The sequence below is a fragment of the Lacimicrobium alkaliphilum genome, from assembly GCF_001466725.1.
Lineage (GTDB): Bacteria > Pseudomonadota > Gammaproteobacteria > Enterobacterales > Alteromonadaceae > Lacimicrobium > Lacimicrobium alkaliphilum_B.
In genome coordinates, this window is record NZ_CP013650.1 from 978462 (window position 1) to 997328 (window position 18867).

16 protein-coding genes are annotated in these 18867 nt (G+C 50.3%); 6 read left to right on the forward strand and 10 right to left on the reverse strand.

The window, feature by feature from the left end; translation table 11 throughout:
- Positions 1-96 precede the first annotated feature (96 nt).
- The gene (locus tag AT746_RS04460) at positions 97-1599 is read left to right on the forward strand and encodes an N-acyl-D-amino-acid deacylase family protein (RefSeq protein WP_062476993.1); all 1503 of its coding nucleotides are present in this window, start codon (positions 97-99) and stop codon (positions 1597-1599) included.
- A 296-nt stretch (positions 1600-1895) separates the two neighbouring features.
- Positions 1896-4163 carry a catalase/peroxidase HPI gene (katG, locus tag AT746_RS04465; RefSeq protein ID WP_062476996.1) on the forward strand — a complete coding sequence of 756 codons (2268 nt, stop codon included), beginning with the start codon at positions 1896-1898 and terminating at the stop codon, positions 4161-4163.
- Between the two features lie 240 nt (positions 4164-4403).
- On the opposite strand, the gene AT746_RS04470 is transcribed toward katG, so the two are convergent.
- From AT746_RS04470 to AT746_RS04480, 3 genes are all read right to left on the reverse strand, one after another.
- On the reverse strand, positions 4404-5375 hold the full coding sequence (locus tag AT746_RS04470; RefSeq protein ID WP_062477000.1) for a CPBP family intramembrane glutamic endopeptidase: 972 nt from the start codon (positions 5373-5375) through the stop codon (positions 4404-4406).
- Between the two features lie 141 nt (positions 5376-5516).
- Complete coding sequence (locus AT746_RS04475; protein WP_062477004.1) at positions 5517-5810, reverse strand: helix-turn-helix domain-containing protein; 294 nt, start codon at positions 5808-5810, stop codon at positions 5517-5519.
- The gene (locus tag AT746_RS04480) at positions 5810-6622 is read right to left on the reverse strand and encodes a hypothetical protein (protein ID WP_156413624.1); all 813 of its coding nucleotides are present in this window, start codon (positions 6620-6622) and stop codon (positions 5810-5812) included. Before AT746_RS04480 ends, AT746_RS04475 begins: the two co-directional genes overlap by 1 nt.
- A gap of 156 nt (positions 6623-6778) precedes the next feature.
- Here AT746_RS04480 and AT746_RS04485 point away from each other — a divergent pair, with 156 nt between their 5' ends.
- The gene (locus AT746_RS04485; protein ID WP_062477022.1) at positions 6779-7594 is read left to right on the forward strand and encodes a crotonase/enoyl-CoA hydratase family protein; all 816 of its coding nucleotides are present in this window, start codon (positions 6779-6781) and stop codon (positions 7592-7594) included.
- Here AT746_RS04485 and AT746_RS04490 read toward each other — a convergent pair.
- From AT746_RS04490 to AT746_RS04520, 6 genes are all read right to left on the reverse strand, one after another.
- Positions 7591-8850: a serine hydrolase domain-containing protein gene (locus tag AT746_RS04490; protein ID WP_062477024.1), complete on the reverse strand. Its 1260-nt coding sequence runs from the start codon at positions 8848-8850 to the stop codon at positions 7591-7593. The genes AT746_RS04485 and AT746_RS04490 overlap by 4 nt on opposite strands.
- A gap of 87 nt (positions 8851-8937) precedes the next feature.
- A complete protein-coding gene (locus tag AT746_RS04495) occupies positions 8938-9987 on the reverse strand; it encodes a helix-turn-helix domain-containing protein (protein WP_062477027.1) in 1050 nt (349 codons plus the stop codon).
- 196 nt (positions 9988-10183) lie between these two features.
- On the reverse strand, positions 10184-10498 hold the full coding sequence (locus AT746_RS04500) for a hypothetical protein (protein ID WP_156413625.1): 315 nt from the start codon (positions 10496-10498) through the stop codon (positions 10184-10186).
- Between the two features lie 276 nt (positions 10499-10774).
- Complete coding sequence (locus AT746_RS04510) at positions 10775-11332, reverse strand: RNA polymerase sigma factor (protein ID WP_231731012.1); 558 nt, start codon at positions 11330-11332, stop codon at positions 10775-10777.
- Positions 11333-11345: 13 nt separating this feature from the next.
- Complete coding sequence (locus tag AT746_RS04515; RefSeq protein WP_062477036.1) at positions 11346-11987, reverse strand: energy transducer TonB; 642 nt, start codon at positions 11985-11987, stop codon at positions 11346-11348.
- Positions 11988-12169: 182 nt separating this feature from the next.
- A complete protein-coding gene (locus AT746_RS04520; RefSeq protein ID WP_062477038.1) occupies positions 12170-12628 on the reverse strand; it encodes a MarR family winged helix-turn-helix transcriptional regulator in 459 nt (152 codons plus the stop codon).
- 165 nt (positions 12629-12793) lie between these two features.
- Between AT746_RS04520 and hppD the strand changes: the two genes are divergently transcribed.
- From hppD to AT746_RS04535, 3 genes are all read left to right on the forward strand, one after another.
- Positions 12794-13885: a 4-hydroxyphenylpyruvate dioxygenase gene (gene hppD / locus AT746_RS04525; protein ID WP_062477041.1), complete on the forward strand. Its 1092-nt coding sequence runs from the start codon at positions 12794-12796 to the stop codon at positions 13883-13885.
- Positions 13885-14433, forward strand: a complete 549-nt coding sequence (locus tag AT746_RS04530; protein ID WP_062477044.1) for a VOC family protein — start codon at positions 13885-13887, stop codon at positions 14431-14433. The genes hppD and AT746_RS04530 overlap by 1 nt, the downstream gene beginning before the upstream one ends.
- 232 nt (positions 14434-14665) lie before the next feature.
- Positions 14666-15910, forward strand: a complete 1245-nt coding sequence (locus AT746_RS04535; protein ID WP_231731013.1) for a glycoside hydrolase family 2 TIM barrel-domain containing protein — start codon at positions 14666-14668, stop codon at positions 15908-15910.
- Positions 15911-16020: 110 nt separating this feature from the next.
- On the opposite strand, the gene prsT is transcribed toward AT746_RS04535, so the two are convergent.
- The gene (gene prsT, locus AT746_RS04540; protein ID WP_156413626.1) at positions 16021-18810 is read right to left on the reverse strand and encodes an XrtA/PEP-CTERM system TPR-repeat protein PrsT; all 2790 of its coding nucleotides are present in this window, start codon (positions 18808-18810) and stop codon (positions 16021-16023) included.
- Positions 18811-18867: the final 57 nt, after the last annotated feature.

Genomic DNA, 18867 nt, shown 5'->3' on the forward strand with positions numbered 1-18867 from the left:
GTGATTATGTTTTGCCTGATAGATACTCAGTCCCTTATAACTCTTTGTTTTCATTGCTTTGTTGGGTTGTGTTTTATTGATTAACGGGAGCGCCGGATGAAATTTTCAGGATTGGTTACCTTGTTACTGGGCTTTATCAATGCGGCCTTTGCGCTGCCTGAAGCCGATCTGCTGATTCAGCAGGCGCGGGTCATTGATGGTTCCGGGAGTCCGGAAAAGGTTCAGGATATCGTCATCAATGACGGACGAATCGTGGCCATAGGTAATGATCTTGGCGATGAGTGGAAAACAGGGCGTCTGATCGAAGCTACCGGCATGGTGGCTGCCCCCGGTTTTATTGACCTGCATGCCCATGGAAACCTGAAAGAGGAGACTGCATTCGACAATTTCATTGCCATGGGGGTCACCACCATTGGTCTGGGGCAAGACGGTTCAAGTCCGATTATCAATGATTTCAGGAGCTGGCGTGATGAGATCCATCGACGTGGGTTGGGGCCGAATGTGGCCATGTTTGTTGGGCACGGATCACTTCGCGCTCATCTGGGCATAACAAAGGGCACACCCACGGCGTCACAGATGGAATCGATGAAAGCGTTGTTAGCGCAGCACCTTGAATTCTGCTTCGGTATGAGCACGGGCCTGGAGTATGTGCCTGGTCTGTATGCCGGTGCCGAAGAGTTGCAGCAACTGGCAAAAGTAACCGGAGAGCACAATCGCATTATTGCCAGCCATATGCGCAATGAAGACGACGGCGACGTGGAAGCGTCGATTGATGAGTTACTGGCCCAGGGGCGTTATGCGCCGGTTCACATATCCCATCTGAAATCTGTGTATGGCAAGGGTGCTGAGCGGGCAGAGCAGCTGCTGTTAAAACTTCGTCAGGCCCGAGAAGAGGGCATCCGGACTACCGCTGATGTCTATCCTTATATGGCCAGTTACACCGGCATTGCGATTTTGTTTCCGGATTGGGCAAAAACCACTGTTGATTTTTCCTATGCCCGTGAACATCGCCGAGCCGAACTGAGGCAATTTCTTAGCGATAAAGTGAACAGTCGCAATGGGCCTCAGGCCACGCTTTTGGGCACGGGGAAGTTTAAAGGAAAGACACTGGAGCAGGTTGCCCGTGAACATCAGCTGCATTTTGCCGACCTGTTGATTGATGTTATTGGACCGCAAGGTGCATCCGGGGCCTATTTTGTCATGGATGAAGCCCTGCAATACCGCCTGATACAGGGGCCGGATATCGCCATCAGTTCCGATGGCAGCCCCACCAGTTTTCACCCCAGAGGCTATGGCAGCTTTGCTAAGTTGATTGAAACCCTGACCCTTGAAGAAGCGCTTTTTCCATTACATCAGGCTATCTATAAAGCTACAGGTTTGCCGGCATCGATTCTGGGCCTCACTGACCGTGGGTTGCTCAGAGAGGGGGCCTGGGCCGACATCGTTATATTCAAGCCCGAAAATGTGCGGGCTAAGGCTGATTACCTGTCACCTCACCGGCTTGCTGAAGGCTTTAGGTATGTCTTGGTTAATGGCGAAACAGCAATAGATGACTACCTGCTCAGGAAAGCCGGCTCTGGTCGTATTCTGCAACCCTGAGCCTTAATTCGTTTTTTGAAATCACTGGGTGACTGATTAAACATCGCTTTTCTCTGTTGCCCTTTTGCCCTGGTATAGCTTTTCACGATTAGAACAATCGCTTTTATTCAACTCCCAATTCACAACTTTGTGTCTATGCTTCTGTTTGATTAAAAACAGCGGGTTTGTGCTGTTTTCATCAAACCACAGGCAAAGGGGCAGTTCTTGCCCTGACAGTAACTGCCCAGGTGGCCGGTGAATAACGATGGTAGATTCGCTGAATCATCAGAGTCAATCGTGAATGAAGGAAGCAGAAAATGAATAAACAACCCATGCTACTGCGCTCTGCGCTGGCCACGCTGGTGAGCCTGACTTTTTTGTCCGGACCGGTACTGGCAGAAACGGCGGAGATGACCAAGCCAAAAGGTGCTTCAGGCACCGGCAGTGTTAAGCCAGGTCAGGCCAGAACGAATCAGTTCTGGTGGCCGGAACAACTGGATTTATCGCCACTCAGAGATCATGACGGTCGCTCTAACCCTCTTGGCGCCGAGTTTGACTACGCACAGGCGTTCAGCACTCTGGATCTGGAAGCGGCGAAAAAAGATATCGATGCTTTGCTGACCACCTCTCAGGATTGGTGGCCTGCAGATTTTGGCAACTATGGCCCATTTTTTATCCGTATGACCTGGCACAGTGCCGGAACATACCGCACTCTGGACGGCCGCGGTGGCGCCGATGGTGGCCAGCAGCGTTTTGACCCGCTTAACAGCTGGCCGGATAACGGCAACCTGGATAAAGCCAGACGTTTGCTGTGGCCGGTTAAACAAAAATACGGTGAGGCACTGTCCTGGGCCGATTTGATGGTGCTGGCCGGGAATGTGGCACTGGAGAACATGGGTTTTGATACCTACGGCTTTGCCGGTGGCCGTGCCGACGACTGGGAGCCTGATATTGTCTACTGGGGTCCTGAAGTGGAAATGCTGGCCAGCGATCGTGAAGACCGTGACGGTGAATTACAGCGTCCTTTGGGCGCCACCCATATGGGGCTGATTTATGTGAATCCCGAAGGGCCGAAGGGTAAACCGGATCCCATGGGTTCAGCGAAAAATATTCGCACGGCGTTTAGCCGTATGGCCATGAACGATGAAGAAACCGTGGCATTGATCGCCGGAGGTCACACCTTTGGTAAGATGCACGGCGCCCATAAACCGGGTGACTGTGTTGGTAAAGAGCCTGGCGCAGCAGGTATTGAAGAGCAGGGCCTGGGCTGGAAAAACAAATGTGGCAAGGGCCATTCAGAAGACACCGTCACCAGTGGGCTGGAAGGTGCCTGGACGCAGCAGCCCACCCGCTGGACCTCCTTGTATTTAAGTAACCTGCTCGGCTTTGAATGGAAGCAAACCCGCAGTCCGGCTGGTGCAATTCAGTGGATCCCTACTGATGAGTCACTGCATAAAGCGGTACCGGATGCGCATATTGAAGGCAAGTTTAATCCACCGGTTATGACCACCGCCGATCTGGCCCTTAAAGCCGACCCTGAATATCGCAAAATTGCCGAGCGTTTCCTGGCCGATCCAAAGGTTTATCAACAGGCATTCGCTAAGGCCTGGTATAAGCTAACGCATCGGGATATGGGTCCGCCACGTAATTTCCTTGGCAGTGAAGTACCTGATGAAATTCATATCTGGCAGGATCCGATTGCCGCAGACACAGAGTCGACAATTAATCAGGCGGATGTGGCAAAGCTTAAGCAACGGATTCTGGATTCTGATCTGAGTGTGTCTGAACTGGTGCGTGTCGCCTGGGCTTCAGCGGCCAGTTACCGTGATTCAGATATGCGTGGTGGCGCCAATGGTGCCCGTCTGGCATTGTCTCCGCAAAAAAACTGGGAGGTAAACAATCCTGATGAAGTGGCCAAAGTGCTGAACGTGCTCAAAGGCATACAGCAGGATGCCAATAGCGGTTTTCTGAAACCCAGAAAGGTGTCACTGGCGGATATGATTGTGCTCGGTGGTGCGGTGGCCATTGAACAAGCCGCTAAAGACGCTGGTTTTGAGGTGGATGTACCCTTCAGGCCTGGTCGTGGTGATGCCACCCAGCAGCAAACGGACACCAATTCCTTTGGTTTTCTGGAACTGACTGCCGATGGTTTCCGTAACTATTACGATGCCGGCAGAAGCTACGAGTCACCAACGGTAACACTGGTGGATAAAGCCGATCAACTGAATCTTTCCGTGCCTGAGATGACGGTGTTGGTGGGCGGTATGCGTGCCCTGGATGCCAACTATAAGGGCATGGAGCATGGTGTATTCACCGACCGGCCGGGTACGCTCAGCAATGATTTCTTTGTGAATTTGCTGGATATGGGCACGGTATGGAAGAAAACTGACACCGAGGGAGTCTATCAGGGTGTGGACCGCCAGTCCGGTGAACCTAAGTGGACCGCCACTCCGGTGGATCTGATCTTTGGTTCTAACTCTGAGTTGCGGGCAGTCGCCGAGGTGTATGCTTATGACACCTCGAAAGAAAGGTTCGTACAGGACTTTGTTAAAGCCTGGAGCAAGGTCATGAACCTCGATCGCTAGTTTGGTTCGGGCTTAAAAAAAGCGACAGCGCTGGTATCAGGCTGTCGCTTTTTTATGTCCAGGGATGGACGGTATGCCGGGATGGAAGGGAGCATTTCCCGGCGATGTCCAGGGATGAAGATGTAGGTCGGAATTTATTCCGACAATCTGTTAAAGCAGACCATCACAGTCTGACTCAGGCTGTATTGGCTTCCTGCTTGTCAGAAGCGCGTTTGCGCCACCACAGTGTCAGCAGGTAAATCAGATTAACCGGGATAGCCAGCATACCCAGCTGCATGGTGAGCTGGGGGCCAGCGACAATCCCAGCATGGTTGCTGCCAGCAACAGGGTCACCATCACATCCATAACGCCTGGTTTTATCTCGGTACAACGCTGCCAGAATTGTCTCATTTGTTCGTTGATGGTATTTCTGAAGTACAGCATCACAACGATCATCAGTATCGGCACCACATACATAGCAACCTCTCCGGTGGGCGTATTGAGAATGGCGTGAATGATAATGGCAGGGATCAGAGACCCGGTCTGGTAGCGTAACCATCCCATAATCAGTGCACTGAACAGCACCCCCGCGATGTTGCCGAAGTTGTACAGATCGAGACCAATATACTGGGAATGGCTGAGGGTAAACATCAGTGAGGAGGCGATGATGGCCACGGCCGGAGAAAAAGCCCGCTGCAAACGGCCCTGTACATAGCCTCGCCAGAATACTTCTTCGAGCACAGGCACCAGCACAAAACTGCCAACCGCCATAAAGATCCACCACTGCATGGTGCGTTCTGCATTGAGCAGGGCTTCCCGCCAGGGCACACTCTGACCAATGTCCAGCTCTGCATCGAGCAGCCACAGGATTTTATTCGGCATGTCTGCCAGTGCCCACATGATCACGCCAAGGGTAATTAACTTAAGCCAGGGCTGGCCATTGCACGTGATTGCATTGCTGTGCAGGGGGCGACCAGTCAGTATCCAGCAAAGCACCAGCGCCAGCAGCATCCAGCCGGCGTACTGCAGAATCAGAATCATACCTATGTCGACACTTAAGGCAAGATAATCAGGGTCTGCTTGCTGGGCAATAGTAGCCAGGGGGGTGCTGGTGATGCCTGCCATTGAAAACAATAACTGGCTGATCAGCGAGCCGGCAAAAAATACCAACAGTACTTCGGTCAGGGCACCACACTGATGCCAGGGAGTTTGGGGTTGAGTTTGTGTCATCATTCACTCTGCGTTTTGGTTAAGGTGAGTGAAGACTAAAGATTGCGAGACAAACGGGCGTCTGTTTAGGTCGGATTTGTCCCGGATAAGGTAAAAATTGTTCCGTTTATACCACAGTTTATCTTTTCCGGGGCCGGCGAGCGTCTATTGCTGCTGTCGGTATTGACTCGGTGTCATACCGGTATGTTTGCGAAAGGCGGAGTTAAAGGTGGCTTTATTGTTAAAGCCTGCCTCCAGGGCGATATCCAGAATGGTTGAAGCGCTGTGTTGCAACTGCTCTTTGGCCTCCTGCACACGATGACGATTAACAAAATCGTAAAAATGACAGCCCTCTACCTCATTCAGGTATTGGGATAAGGTATGCCGGCTCACCTTTGCCTGTTCGGCCAGTGTCTGCAGACTTAAAAAGCGGTCTTTGAATACCTGTTGCTGCGACATCAGCGCCGCCAATCGCTGCGCGAGTTCAGCCTGCTGTGCGAAGGGAAGTGAAGTGTCTTTCGCACTGGCAGGGGGGTTGGTGGCTTGTCCAGACCAAGAAACACCTGGGGTTGATTAAGGCCCTGATATCCGGTCAGAAAAATAAGCACAATGAGCACCAGCGATAGCCAGCTGTCGAGCTTGTCCAGCAACTGAAAATAAGGCTCCATCACGACTAAGACCAGTGAACTGGCTTCCATCAGCAGGAATCCGGCGACCAGCAATCGCAGCCAACTGAGGCTGACCTTGTCATGGTAGGAATACTCCTGATTCACGCGGGCCTGGTGCTGATACAGCACGATTGCACTGGCAAGGGTATACAAAGTAAGGTGCAGTAATTTAATAAAGGGCAGACCAAAGTTCGGGCCTGCCTGCCTGGCCGAGGTGCTCAGGTTCTCTAATAATTGCGCCTGAGGCATCAGTAATAGGGGGGTGAACAGCGCCAGCAAGGCGGCCCAGGGCAGCAGGTGAAGGGCATCCTTATACAACAGTTTCTGTTGCCGCCGGGTCAGCAGTTTAATGTATGCAAACAGCAGCGGGCCGAACAGCATGATGCTGGTGCTGAGAACAATGTACAGTCTTGGCCATTGTGACCAGCTTTGTGTAACGGTCATAAAGTGGGTGACCAGTCCCATCGTCAGTGCCAGCATCAGTGTGCCTAATACGCGGTTTGCCAGCTTTGGCCCCTGTTTTCTTAACAACAGGCTGGCAGACAGGAACGCCCCCTGGGCCATGCCAATCAATAATAATCCGCTATCAAAGTCGAGTGTCACTGTGTTTCCTCTGGTTGCAGAGCTGAGTTTGCCGGTTTTGTGGCAAAAAATCATCCACACTGGCCACTTTCAGGGCTGTTAGCCCAAGGTTTGAGTTATGAAAAGCCCCCTGGATCTTGCTAGACTGTGGTCAGACCTCTTTTGGCAGAGCACAACATGAACAGCACCAATATCACTGTATTACTGGAAAAACAGGGCGCTATCGCCACCGTGACCTTAAACCGCCCTGATAAGCACAATGGTCTCAATGAAGCCATGTTCTATGGCTTGCTGGATGCGGCCAAAGCAATTAAGACAGATCGCAGCATTCGCTGTGTGATCCTGGCCGGTGCTGGTGAATCTTTCTGTGCCGGGCTGGACTTTGCCGCGGTGGCGAAAAAGCCCTCTATGGCGGTGAAGTTCTTTCTTAAATGGCCCTGGTCCAAAGACAATCGCTTTCAGCGCGTTGCGCATATCTGGCGGGATTTACCTATGCCGGTGATCGCTGCCGTTCACGGCAACTGCTTTGGCGGTGGTATGCAGATTATCCTGGGGTGTGATTATCGTATCGCGACGCCGGATTCACGGTTATCGATAATGGAAAGCAAGTGGGGGTTGATTCCGGATATGAGCGGCACGGTAACCCTGTCACGCCTGACCCGGGTCGATATTGCCCAGGAATTAACCATGACCGGACGAATATTCAGTGGTGAACAGGGCGCAGAGTATGGGCTTATCAGTAAAGTCAGCGACGAGCCTCTTCAATCTGCGCAGCAGCTGGCCACCACGTTATGTGGAAAAAGTCCCGATGCGGTGGCCGCAGCCAAAGCCCTGTTTAAAAAAACCTGGAAAAAAGACACCCGCGGAGCACTGCTCTGGGAGCGGCTGATTCAGTTGCGCATTCTGGGCCGCAAAAATCAGCGCATTGCCATGCAAAACGGTCTGGCAAAAGACAAGTCGCCAAAACCGTTTAAAGACAGGACTACCTTTTAGTTGTGCTGTTGCCGCGCAGCGATAAAAGCCCTGGCAAGTTCAGTCGACACACTGCCAAAGTCCCAGAATATGTTAGTAGTGGTGTTGATAATTACCGCCACTGCCATATTGTACTGTGGAATCACCATCAGCCAGCTTTGTGAGCCCCGGGAGACGCCGCCGTGATTGGCGGTTAGCAGTTTACCGATACCCTCACCATAGTCGTACATGGGCACGCGCCAGCCAATGGCATAATGTTGTTCGTTTGGCTCACCGTTATTCAGTGTTTGTGCACTCCAGAACTGCTGGCGAACACGTGGCTGGATAAAATCGTTATTGATAAACCCCAGCCCCAGCTTAACTAAATCCGAAGGTGTAGAGATAAAACCTCCACCAGCCAGTCGATGGCTCAGATCCACGTCACGCCATGGCCTGACAACGGGTTTTGACTCATCCTGGCGCCAGTAAAAGCGGGCCATATCATCTGTCGCCTGGCCGATGGCTGGCTCCGCAAAGGTGTCTTGCATATTCAGTGGGGTAAGTACTTCCTTGTGTATCAGTTGTTGGTAGGGAGCCTGAGCGGCTTGCTGCATCACTGCGCTGAGTAAAACTGTGCCCAGGCTGGAATAGCTGAATTTCTCACCGGGTGCAAAGAGCATGTCGCTGTCATCAAACAGCCGCACTGCATCCAGCACATCCTCATACCGGGTGTTAAGGGTCATAAACCGGTACAGGCCAGCCCATTCGGTACTTTCTTTATAATGGGGAATACCGGCCATATGCGAGGCCAGTTGCCTGGGGGTGATCGTATTCCAGGCCGGATTTAACTCTGTCAATTTGAAACGGGATAGGGGCGTGTCCAGATTCAGGATGTCTCTTTGTACCAGGCGAGCCAGTAACGTTGACGTCAGAGCTTTTGAGGTACTGCCGATACGAAACTGGGTTTGTGCATTGACGGGGTTATCGGCCGCGATATCGGCCCATCCGGAACCGCCACGCCAGACCAGTTCACCATCGATGGCTACTGCTGCTGAGATCCCCGGGCTGTTAATCTGTTTGCGATGAGTTTCGAGTGCCGCAGTCGCGTTGTTAGCTGCCTGCGCATATCGATCATTCATTACCTCAGAAAACGCCGGGCTATCAGCAGGAATGGTCAGATAGCCCCACGGGGGCATGGGGGCTTTGTTCTTGTGTGCATAAAACTGATAAACCGGCGCCAATAAAATGTAACCGGCGATAACAATAAAAATAACCGTGAATAAGATAACTTTGCGCATCTTGTGCTCCTGAACTTAGTATGGACGAGAGTTCAGAAGGCTAGAGCAGCAGGCGGCACAGGTCTTATTGATACTGAAAAATGCTGATCATTTTTGAAATCGATGACGATATTCTTTGGGTGTCATGCCCATTTTCTGTTTAAACGCACGGTTAAAAGGGGCGATGGAATTAAAACCGGCTTCCAGTGCAATAGTGAGTATGGGATCTGAGGTGCGATCCGGATCCGATAGCGCATTGCAGACAGCCGGTATGCGGTAGCTATTGATGAACTGGGTAAAATTATCAAAGCCCATCTGGGCATTGATCACCTGGCGCAACTGATGGGCCGGTACCTTTAGCTCACGAGCCAGTTGATTAACGGTCAAACCATTTTGTTGATAAAAGCCCTCCTCCATGAGTCTGGTAAGCACGGCAATCAGTGGATGCGGTTCAGGCTTTGTGTTTTCTCTGGGAAGTGGGGAAGGCGACTCGGTTGATGGACGGCCCGCCATAAGGATATATCCGTACGTAAAGTAAAGGCTTACCAGCAGTGCCGCGGCTGCATTGCCGAGACTGAATAGCCAATGATCCTTAAGGCTGGTCTGAGCCAGCTCAACCAGCGTTAGCAGGACCATGTAAAAGCTGATGGTGAGGATCATTATCAGCCGTAAGCGCCGGCGTTTTTCAACCAGATCATCCTCAAAGCCTTTTATTGCATCGATCAGGATATACACCAATATCGATAAACACAGGGCGTGATGAATATCATGGTAGAGACCACGTCCCGCCCTAAACAGAAAGAAATAGCCGATCCAGAGTAGCCAGGCGCCGCTGATTGCCAATGCCCAACGTGGTAGTGCAGACAGCACTATTTTATCTTTGGTATGTAACCAGTACAGATTCAGTAATGCCAGGGAAGTGAGATCAGTGAGCAATAACAGTGGTGGACGTAGCCACCCATAGTGGTGATTGGCAATGGGCGCGGTGAGTAACAAATAGGCGGCACAGCACACCACCAGCACGGCATAACTCCAGGCGACCTTTGGCACTGCACGATAAACGCTATTCAGCAGTAAACTGAACAAAACACCGACTGCGGCGAAGCGGCAGAATAAGTCAACAACCTGTATCGGCGCCAGCAGTATAGGGTTTTCCATAGGGGATAAAGCCAGGTCATTCTGAAGGCAATCGATACTACAAGCAGCATGAAATATAGTAAACCTTTGCCCTGATAGCAGTCGGCGGTAAAAAAGCCAGCTATGACCTGCGCGCCACAGAGCATAAAAGTCAGGGCGTTACTGCTCTGTTACCCTGAGCTTGTTCTTGATAACTAAAACATTCCAGCAGAGCTTCTCAACAGGTTGCACCATCTGACCGGGCTTTGATCGTCAGGATTCTGCCGCGTTGGTCAAAGGCGATCTCTATTTGATCGCCTTGTTTGAGGCTTTGCTCAAGCATCTTAAGATGTTTCATTTGCGCTACCAGCTCCTGTGTCAGAACAATGAGTTGCTGTTCACAGGTTTCTATCTGCCAACTGCTATCGATACTCACTAATCTTGCATTGTTACTATGGTGGGCGTTCAACAGCGCCTGGCTTTGCATATAGCTGGCATAGTTTTTTTCCTGTTCAATACGGGTTCTCTGCTTCATTTTGGTAATGGATGCCAACAACGGATCCTCTTCTTCGTGCAGGCTGTGAATGTGAATTGTCTGAACTTGCTTGGGGGGCTTTGAAGTTGCTGCTGAACATTCCCGACAATGCTGAACAGCACAATAACGCCAGCACACAGAGAAATTCCAAGCGTCCAGTTCCAGAAATTGAAACCTGATAAGCCCTTTCCCGTCTGATTATTGGCCTTAGACAAAACATACTCACGGTTTTGCCTGGGCGCCTTCAGTTGACGTTTCCTCTGTTGATAAAGCTGCTCAACAGATTTCCCAGAGTCAGTCATGATCCATCTCCAATAATCTCTTGAGTTGTTTTTTAGCGTAACGAATCCGGCTTTTTATGGTTTCTGTAGGTTCGCCAGTGATTTGGGCAATATCCTGCAGGCCAAAACCTTCGTGATGAAGAACAAAAGCTTCTCGTTGCAAAAAGGGCAAACTGGTTATCGCTTTATCAAAGCGTTTTTGCAAATCGTCACCCGGGTCTTTTATTGCTTGAGCAACAACGTCAACAGGCTCTGATAATGGTTGGCGTTGTATACGTCTGAATTCATCCATCAGCTGATTACGGGCTAGTGTAAATAACCAGGCTCTGAACTGGCCGTTACTGCGATAAAGGTGGCGTTTATCGATGACCCTGAGCCAGGTCTTTTGGCTGACATCATTAGCCAGCTCTTTATCTGCATGGCTGACCAGGTAATGATATAGATCGTCAGCGCAATTATCGTAAAGTCTGGCCAGCAGTTTACTGTCTCCAGTTACAACATATTGTCGCATCAGTTCGTCATTATCGATTTCAATATTAAAAATCGACTTAATGGCTACCGTCAGAGTCATTCGTTTCCTTACCTTAGCTGTCGAGATTGAAGCTCAGCATCACTACCTGACCGGACTGCCTGATCGCTTTGCCTTCTATTACTTTGGCCTTGTATTTCCATCTGAGCAAGGCTCTTTTTGCCTCCCGTTCAAATACTCTGGTCGGCTCAGCGTCCAGTACTCTTACGTTCTCAACCTGGCCTAGGGAGTTGATATCAAAAGACAATTTAACCCAGCCTTCAATACCTTCTCTTGCGGCCTCAACAGGATATTTGGGTTCAACTCTGACGATCGGCATGGCATTGTTATCTGAAGGCATAAAGCTTTGCAGTGTTTCGGTGCCAAAATCGCTTTTAGGTATAGCTGGGTTATAGTTTGTACCTATTCCCGGGACTTCAGTATTCTGAACCGGCTCTGCGCGTGTTCTCTCCGGAGGTATCAATAATTCTGGCGGTGCCGGTAGCGTTTCTCGGGGCTCTTCAAGTCTGGGCTCCTCCATCACGGCGACAATGGGGATGTAAGTTGCCTGTTCAGCTTTTGTCGTTTCATCAATACGAGTCAGGGTATCCATCAGAACAAACAATCCAAACGTTACTGCACTTGCAAGTATGCTGAAAGTGAATACTTTGATGAAGTTTTGCGGGATGCTCTCGGGCATAATGTTTGCGGTTTTCATTGTTTTCCCCTTTGTTGTCTTCATTGATATAACGCCCGGAAACATCCAAAAGGGTTAAAGGCAGAAAATTTTTCCGAAAAACGTTCTCTTTCTGAGAAGAAGTTATGTTTCAGCTTATTGGCGGATATCTACAAATCAGGGAAATGGAACATCTGAGCAGGTTCTTTTGTGAGACGTCTCAATTACTTCAGAGCACTGGCGTGTTCGTACAAGCGGTCGATCAGGTGACTGAACTGACTCTGTTCTTCTTTACTGAAACATTCCAGCAGAGCCCGTTCATACTGATATGACAGCGGTACAATCTCTTCATAGACAGACTTGCCCGTTGCCGATAAACGAATAATGGACCGGCGGCGATCGTCTTGTGCCATATTTCGTTCGATCAGTTTACGTTTTAACAGCTTATTGACTGAGCGGCTCAAAATGGATTTCTCGATCTGGGTTTTGGCTGAAATTTCGTCTGCTGAAATATTCGGGCATTCGCCCAGTACAGCCATAATCCGCCACTCGGTAATGGAGATGGCAAATTTGTCTTTGTAGGTGTCAGCGATAATACCACTGACTTTATTAGACAGAATCGACAAACGATAAGGAAAAAAGCGTTCCAGTCTCAGCACCGGGTTGTCTTGTTTATTTGCCATTTGCTGTCCTCTAATGTTTCCACTGTATCATCCCCGGATTTGGCCGGATTGACAATAGTTGTTACTGCAACTAAATTGGCTGCCATCATAATTATTCCAGTGTGCGTCGGGCTTTAACAGGCTTTGCAGCATACAAAACAAGATCCAGTGGCAGGAGGCAATAACATGGCCGATTTATTTGAAAACCCGATGGGTTTGGACGGTTTCGAATTTGTGGAATTCACCGCACCGAAAAAAGGGGTGCTGGAAACCGTATTTGCATCCATGGGCTTTACTAAGGTCGCTGTACATAAATCAAAAGATGTTGAACTGTGGCGCCAGGGCGATATTAATTTTATTACTAACTACGAGCCCAGGAGTTACGCTTCTTACTACGCTGAAGAGCATGGCCCTTCAGCCTGCGGTATGGCCTTTCGGGTGAAGAACGCCCAGTTTGCCTATAAAGAAGCCCTGAAAAAAGGTGCTCAGCCTGTTGAAATTCCTACCGGGCCGATGGAGTTGCGTTTACCTGCGATTAAGGGAATCGGTGGGGCCAACCTGTATCTGATCGACCGCTATAAAGAAGGCGAGACAATATACGATATCGACTTTAACTGGATTGAAGGTGTCGATCGTCATCCCGAAGGTTGTGGTTTCCATACTCTGGATCATCTGACGCACAATGTGTATCGCGGTCGCATGGATTATTGGGCCAACTATTACACCAAGCTGTTTAACTTCCGTGAAATTCGCTATTTCGATATCAAAGGTGAATATACCGGTTTGTTGTCTAAAGCCATGACCGCACCTGACGGCAAAATCCGTATTCCGCTGAATGAAGAGGCCGCCGGTGGCGGCGGTCAGATCGAAGAGTTTCTGATGCAATACAATGGCGAAGGCATCCAGCATATTGCGTTTGCCTGTGATGATTTGCTGGCCTGCTGGGACCGCCTCAAGGCGCAGGGTACCAAGTTTATGACGGCGCCCCCCGAGACCTATTATCAGATGCTGGAAGAGCGTTTGCCGGGGCACGGTGAACCTGTTGATGAGCTTCAGTCCCGCGGTATTCTGCTCGATGGCACTACCGAAGGCGGTCAGCCTCGTCTGTTGCTGCAAATTTTCTCTGAGACGATGCTTGGGCCGGTATTCTTTGAGTTTATCCAGCGCAAAGAAGATGAAGGCTTCGGTGAGGGTAACTTCAAGGCCTTGTTTGAGTCGATTGAACGTGATCAGGTGAACCGTGGTGTGGTCAAAAAGAAAAATGAGGAGACGGCATAATGGCAATTAAACGTATCCATCATGTGGCCTACCGCTGTAAGGATGCCAAGCAGACGGTCGAGTTTTACCGTGACTTGCTGGGCATGGACTTCCAGCTGGCGATTGCTGAGAACGAAGTGCCTTCTACTAAAGAGCCTGACCCTTACATGCATGTTTTTCTGGATGCGGGCATGGGTAATGTATTGGCCTTTTTTGAGATCCCCAATTCGCCGGAAATGGGCCGTGATCAGAATACCCCAGCATGGGTTCAGCATATTGCGTTTGAAGTAGAGAGTATGGATGAGCTGCTGGCCGCGAAAGCGAAGCTGGAAGCCAATGGCGTCGACGTATTGGGTCCCACTGACCATACGATTTTTAAATCCATTTATTTCTTTGATCCTAATGGTCATCGTATTGAACTGGCGGCAAACACGGCTAAGCCAGGCATGTTGGGCGAACTCAAGCGTGTCGCTCCGGATATGCTGGACGAATGGGCGCGTACCAAGAAGGCCCCCAAGCATGCCGACTGGCTGCATAGCGGTGGCGATTTTAAAGGGGCCGGAGAGTAATAACTCAGGTAGCCTTTACCCTAAAAGCATTTCTTTCTGACCCGGCCTCTGGCCGGGTTTTTAATTTCCAGTCGCTCATTTGTGAAAATATATTTGCCATCAGTGGTGCTTCGATACTACATTTGTAAGCGCTTTCAACAATCTGGGCTTATTTATGTCTCTATTCCGCTTTTCCCAACTCGTCGTGATTTGTTTGCTGACGTCGCTTTTCTTTGTCTGCGTCGCAGAGCCGTTGGCGAAAGCGCAAAAGACGATGGCGCCTGTTCCGGTAAAACTGGTTGAGCAGGACGGAAACTGGATTATTGAGCGTCAGGGCCAGCCCTACTTTATAAAGGGAGCCGGAGGGCATCAGCATCTGGCTTATCTGGCCCAAAGCGGTGGAAATTCGCTGCGTACCTGGAGCACTGATAACGCAGAGCGAATACTCGACGATGCCCATCAGGCTGGTCTGACGGTAATGCTGGGATTGCGTATGGGAAAAGAACGGCACGGCTTTGATTATAATGATGAGGCCGCCGTCACTTCGCAGAAGGCGCGAATCCGGGAGACAGTGCTCAAATACAAAGATCATCCGGCACTGCTGGCATGGGGCATAGGTAATGAACTCGATTTGTTCTATACCAACACCGATATGTGGTATGCCGTTGAAGAGATTGCCGCGATGATCAAAAGCCTCGACCCATATCATCTGGTGACGACGGTAACGGCGGGCATCAATAAAGAAAAAGCAGAGCTGATCGCCAGTCGTGTACCCAGCATTGACTATCTGAGTATTAATATCTACGGCGGACTGGAAACCCTGCCTCAGACTCTGGATAAAATTGGTTATAACGGCCCTTATGTGGTGACGGAGTGGGGGCCAACAGGCCATTGGGAAGTTGATAAAACAGACTGGGGCGTGCCGATTGAGCAAAGCAGCAGTGAAAAGGCCGCAATTTATCGGCATAGATATGAGCAGGGCATCGCCGGTGCGCCGGGTAAAGCGCTGGGCTCCTACGCGTTTTTATGGGGGCAGAAACAGGAAACCACCCCAACCTGGTATGGTGTGTTTACCGAAGCAGGTAACCCGACTGAGGTGGTGGACAGCCTGCATTACCTCTGGACGGGTGAATGGCCCGTTGAGCGGGCACCGTCGATTTTGTCTTTTAAATTACAGAATCAGGCCGCCACAGACAGTGTGCACCTTAAACCCGGCCAGCCGGTGGACGTGATTGTTGACTACCAACCGGGCAGCGACAGTCAAATTCGCATTGACTGGGAGGTGTTACCGGAGAGTACGGATATTAAATCCGGTGGCGATCCCGAATCCCGTCCGCAGCCGCTGCCGTTAAAACAGCTTGCTGACAATAAAAAGGGGACGATGCAGTTTCTGGCACCACAAGACGCGGGGCCTTACCGCCTGTTTGTGACCATAGAAAATGGCAGTGGCAAGGTCGCCAATGCGAATTTTCCTTTTATGGTAACGGCGGCCAACTAATCAGATAATTACCCACTCAGCGTGAGCAATTATCTGTGCGGATTGGTATAAACCTGAGTGTCTGAAAAGCAGTATTCAGGTTTGGTAGCACCAGCTAACAGCAAAAACGCTTATTTATCCAGGCTTTCCAATAGCAATGACGCTTCCTCATATATGGGATGGCTGCTGTCTTTGGTCGCTATCCGCAGCTCACTTCTGGCTTCTTCATTGCGGTTCAGCCTGGCCAGGACATAGCCCAGATGATAGCGGACTTCCGGATCGGAAGAGTTCAACACGTAGGCTTCGCGTAGCCGTGACAACGCTTTTTCATAATTGCCTTTACGAGCATGGATCCAGCCCAGTGTATCCAGCAGTGCATGATTGCTGTTGCCTGCCGCGGTGAGCGCTTTTTCTGCCGTGCGCAGGGCTTTGTCCAGATCAGAGGCCGCATAGAGATTAGCAAGGTTGTTCAGCACTGCCGGATGATCTTTAAACTCTGTGGTGTCCAACAGCGCTTCATAGTGGTGCTGAGCTTTGTCATTATTGTTGGTAACCAGATAACTGTCGGCCAATAGCTTACGGATCCACGCAGGGGTTGCGGCTTGTTCTATGATGGGTTCCATAACGGTATGGAACTGCCCGGCATGGTGGCCATCCAGAGTCATCTGATAGAAGCTTACGATGGCTCCAAGGTTGCCGTTATCCTCGGCAATAGACTGGCTGAACGCCTGGCTGGCGACGTTCCAGTTGTTACCGGCACGGGCATATTCACCTTTAATCAGCCAGAGTTGCGATGGCTTTATATCGGTGTCTGCGAGTCGGTCAAGCAGGGTTTGGGCGGCAGATAAATTTCCGTTGCTCAGCTCCATTCTGGTCAGTGCAAGCAATATTGCGCTATTTCCGGGTTGTAACTGTTCGGCTTTCTGGAGGCTCTTGCGGGCTCCGGTAGCGTCGCCCGCCTGTTGTTGCAGGGTCGCCAGCTCCAGTAATTTCCCGGCATCGTCACTCCACAGACTGAATAAGACATTCAGGTTGGACGTTGCCGCTTCAGGATCATTGGTCTCAAGATACAATCTGGCCTGTAAACCTATATATTGAGGGTTAAACCGGTCTGTCTTACGCAGGCCATCAACAATACTCAGCGCCTCTTTCCACATGCGTCGCTGCAACATAATATTGAGAATTTTCTCCTGAGCTTCTTTGTTCTGAGGAGCGTAATTGAGCACTTTCTGTAGCTGGGCGGCGGCCGCTTCCTGATTACCTGACTGTATTTCCAGGTCGGCCAGTTTCAGCAGAGCAGGAATATGGGCCGGGCGATCTTTTAGAAACTCCCGGAGGACATTACCGGCTTCAGAATAATCTTCTCTGGCCTCATATAGCAGCGCCAGATTGAAGTTCGCGGTATCGTTGTCGTTGTCTTTAGCCAGCACTTTACGGATAGTTATTTCCGCCTGCTCAAACTGCTTCCTGGCGATTAATAATGTGGAATACAGGTTCAGTGTTTGATGGTGCTCGGGATGTTGCGCGACCAGCTTCGTAATAATGCTATCTGCTTGTTCCTCATCGCCCATTCGCAGCAAGAGTTTTGCTTTTAGCAATTGAAACCTCAGCTGTTGAGCTGTTGTCTCAAGCTGCTCAATATTCTCCAGCGCTTTGGCATATTTTCCCTGTCTGGCCAGTAAATCTGCCTGAGTATATTTCAGCGAGGGAGCACTATCGAAACGGCTTTGTAATGCTTCCAGGGTTTTTTCAGCCCGGAACAGGTTATCCTGGGTGAAGTAAAGGTTGATTAACAGCAACCCCAGGTCAAGATCGTTGATGACCCGGCTCTGATGCTTTTCCAGTAAGATGATCGCCCTGTCAGCGTTATCTTTGCTGATATAGGTTTCAGCCAGCAGGCGCAACGCCTTGGTATCTGCAGGCTGCCTTTCTGTATGTTTCAGCAAAATACGCTGAGCCGATTCCATATTACCCTGCATGTACTCTGAAAGACCATGTACGTAGCTGTTGCTGCCCTTGTAGAGAAGTCCATCTGGATCAAGTTCGGCCAGGTTCTGGCTAAGCGTCATTAACTGCTCTTTGGCGGCCTCAGGGTTACCCTGATAGCTCAACATCCAGGACTTGAGGATATTGGCCGTAGGCTCAAGCGGGTTAAGCTCTAACAATAGCTCGTTATACTTGCGGGCCTGCTCATAATTGGCGAGGCTAAAATGGCTGTGAGTTAGGCCGCGCAGAATAAGTAAATCATCGGTGTCGATCGCATAGGCCTTGTTAAAAGCGCTTAGCGCCTGGTCAAACTGTCCTTGCCTGAGCGCAATATCACCTTTCAGTTGCCAGGATTTCTCATTATCAGGGGCTTTTTCAATTGACTGATTAATCAACGCTTCAGCTTCGCCATGTCGGCGCTGTTGCATGTAAAATGTTGCCATTGTATTTATAGCCCGGACTTCATCCGGAAACAGCGCTTTGGCCTGACTGAACTGTGCATCAGCTTGCTCCGGGCGCTGCCGCAGAAGATAGGCCTGCCCACGGAGCAGATGCCATTCGAATTTACCCCTGCGGCTAAGCGTGTCATAGCGATCTTCAAAAGCGATCAGAGCATCAACTTTATTCTGAAGAATCAGGCTGCTGCCAAGCAACGGCAGCACTAGGTTCAGGTCGGCCCCCAGTTCCAGCGCCTCCATAAAAAGCTGCTCGGCGGCTTGCATATTGCCAGTGTCGAAATAGACATTACCCATCAGCAGTGTGGAGGGAAGGTGGTCGGGGTTATCTTGCAGGGCGTTTTTAAGGTGAATAAAAGCGTCTTCGTGTTTGCCTTTATCGTAGGACGCTATAGCAGCTTCGTAATGTTCCGCAAAATCCTGGGCCAGTGAGGCTCCAACCCAGAGTAGCAAGGTCAGTGCGATAAGAATCGACTTCATAAACAGCAACCAAAAACGAGAAAGGGGTAGATTACTCTACCCCATAACTGTCTGTGT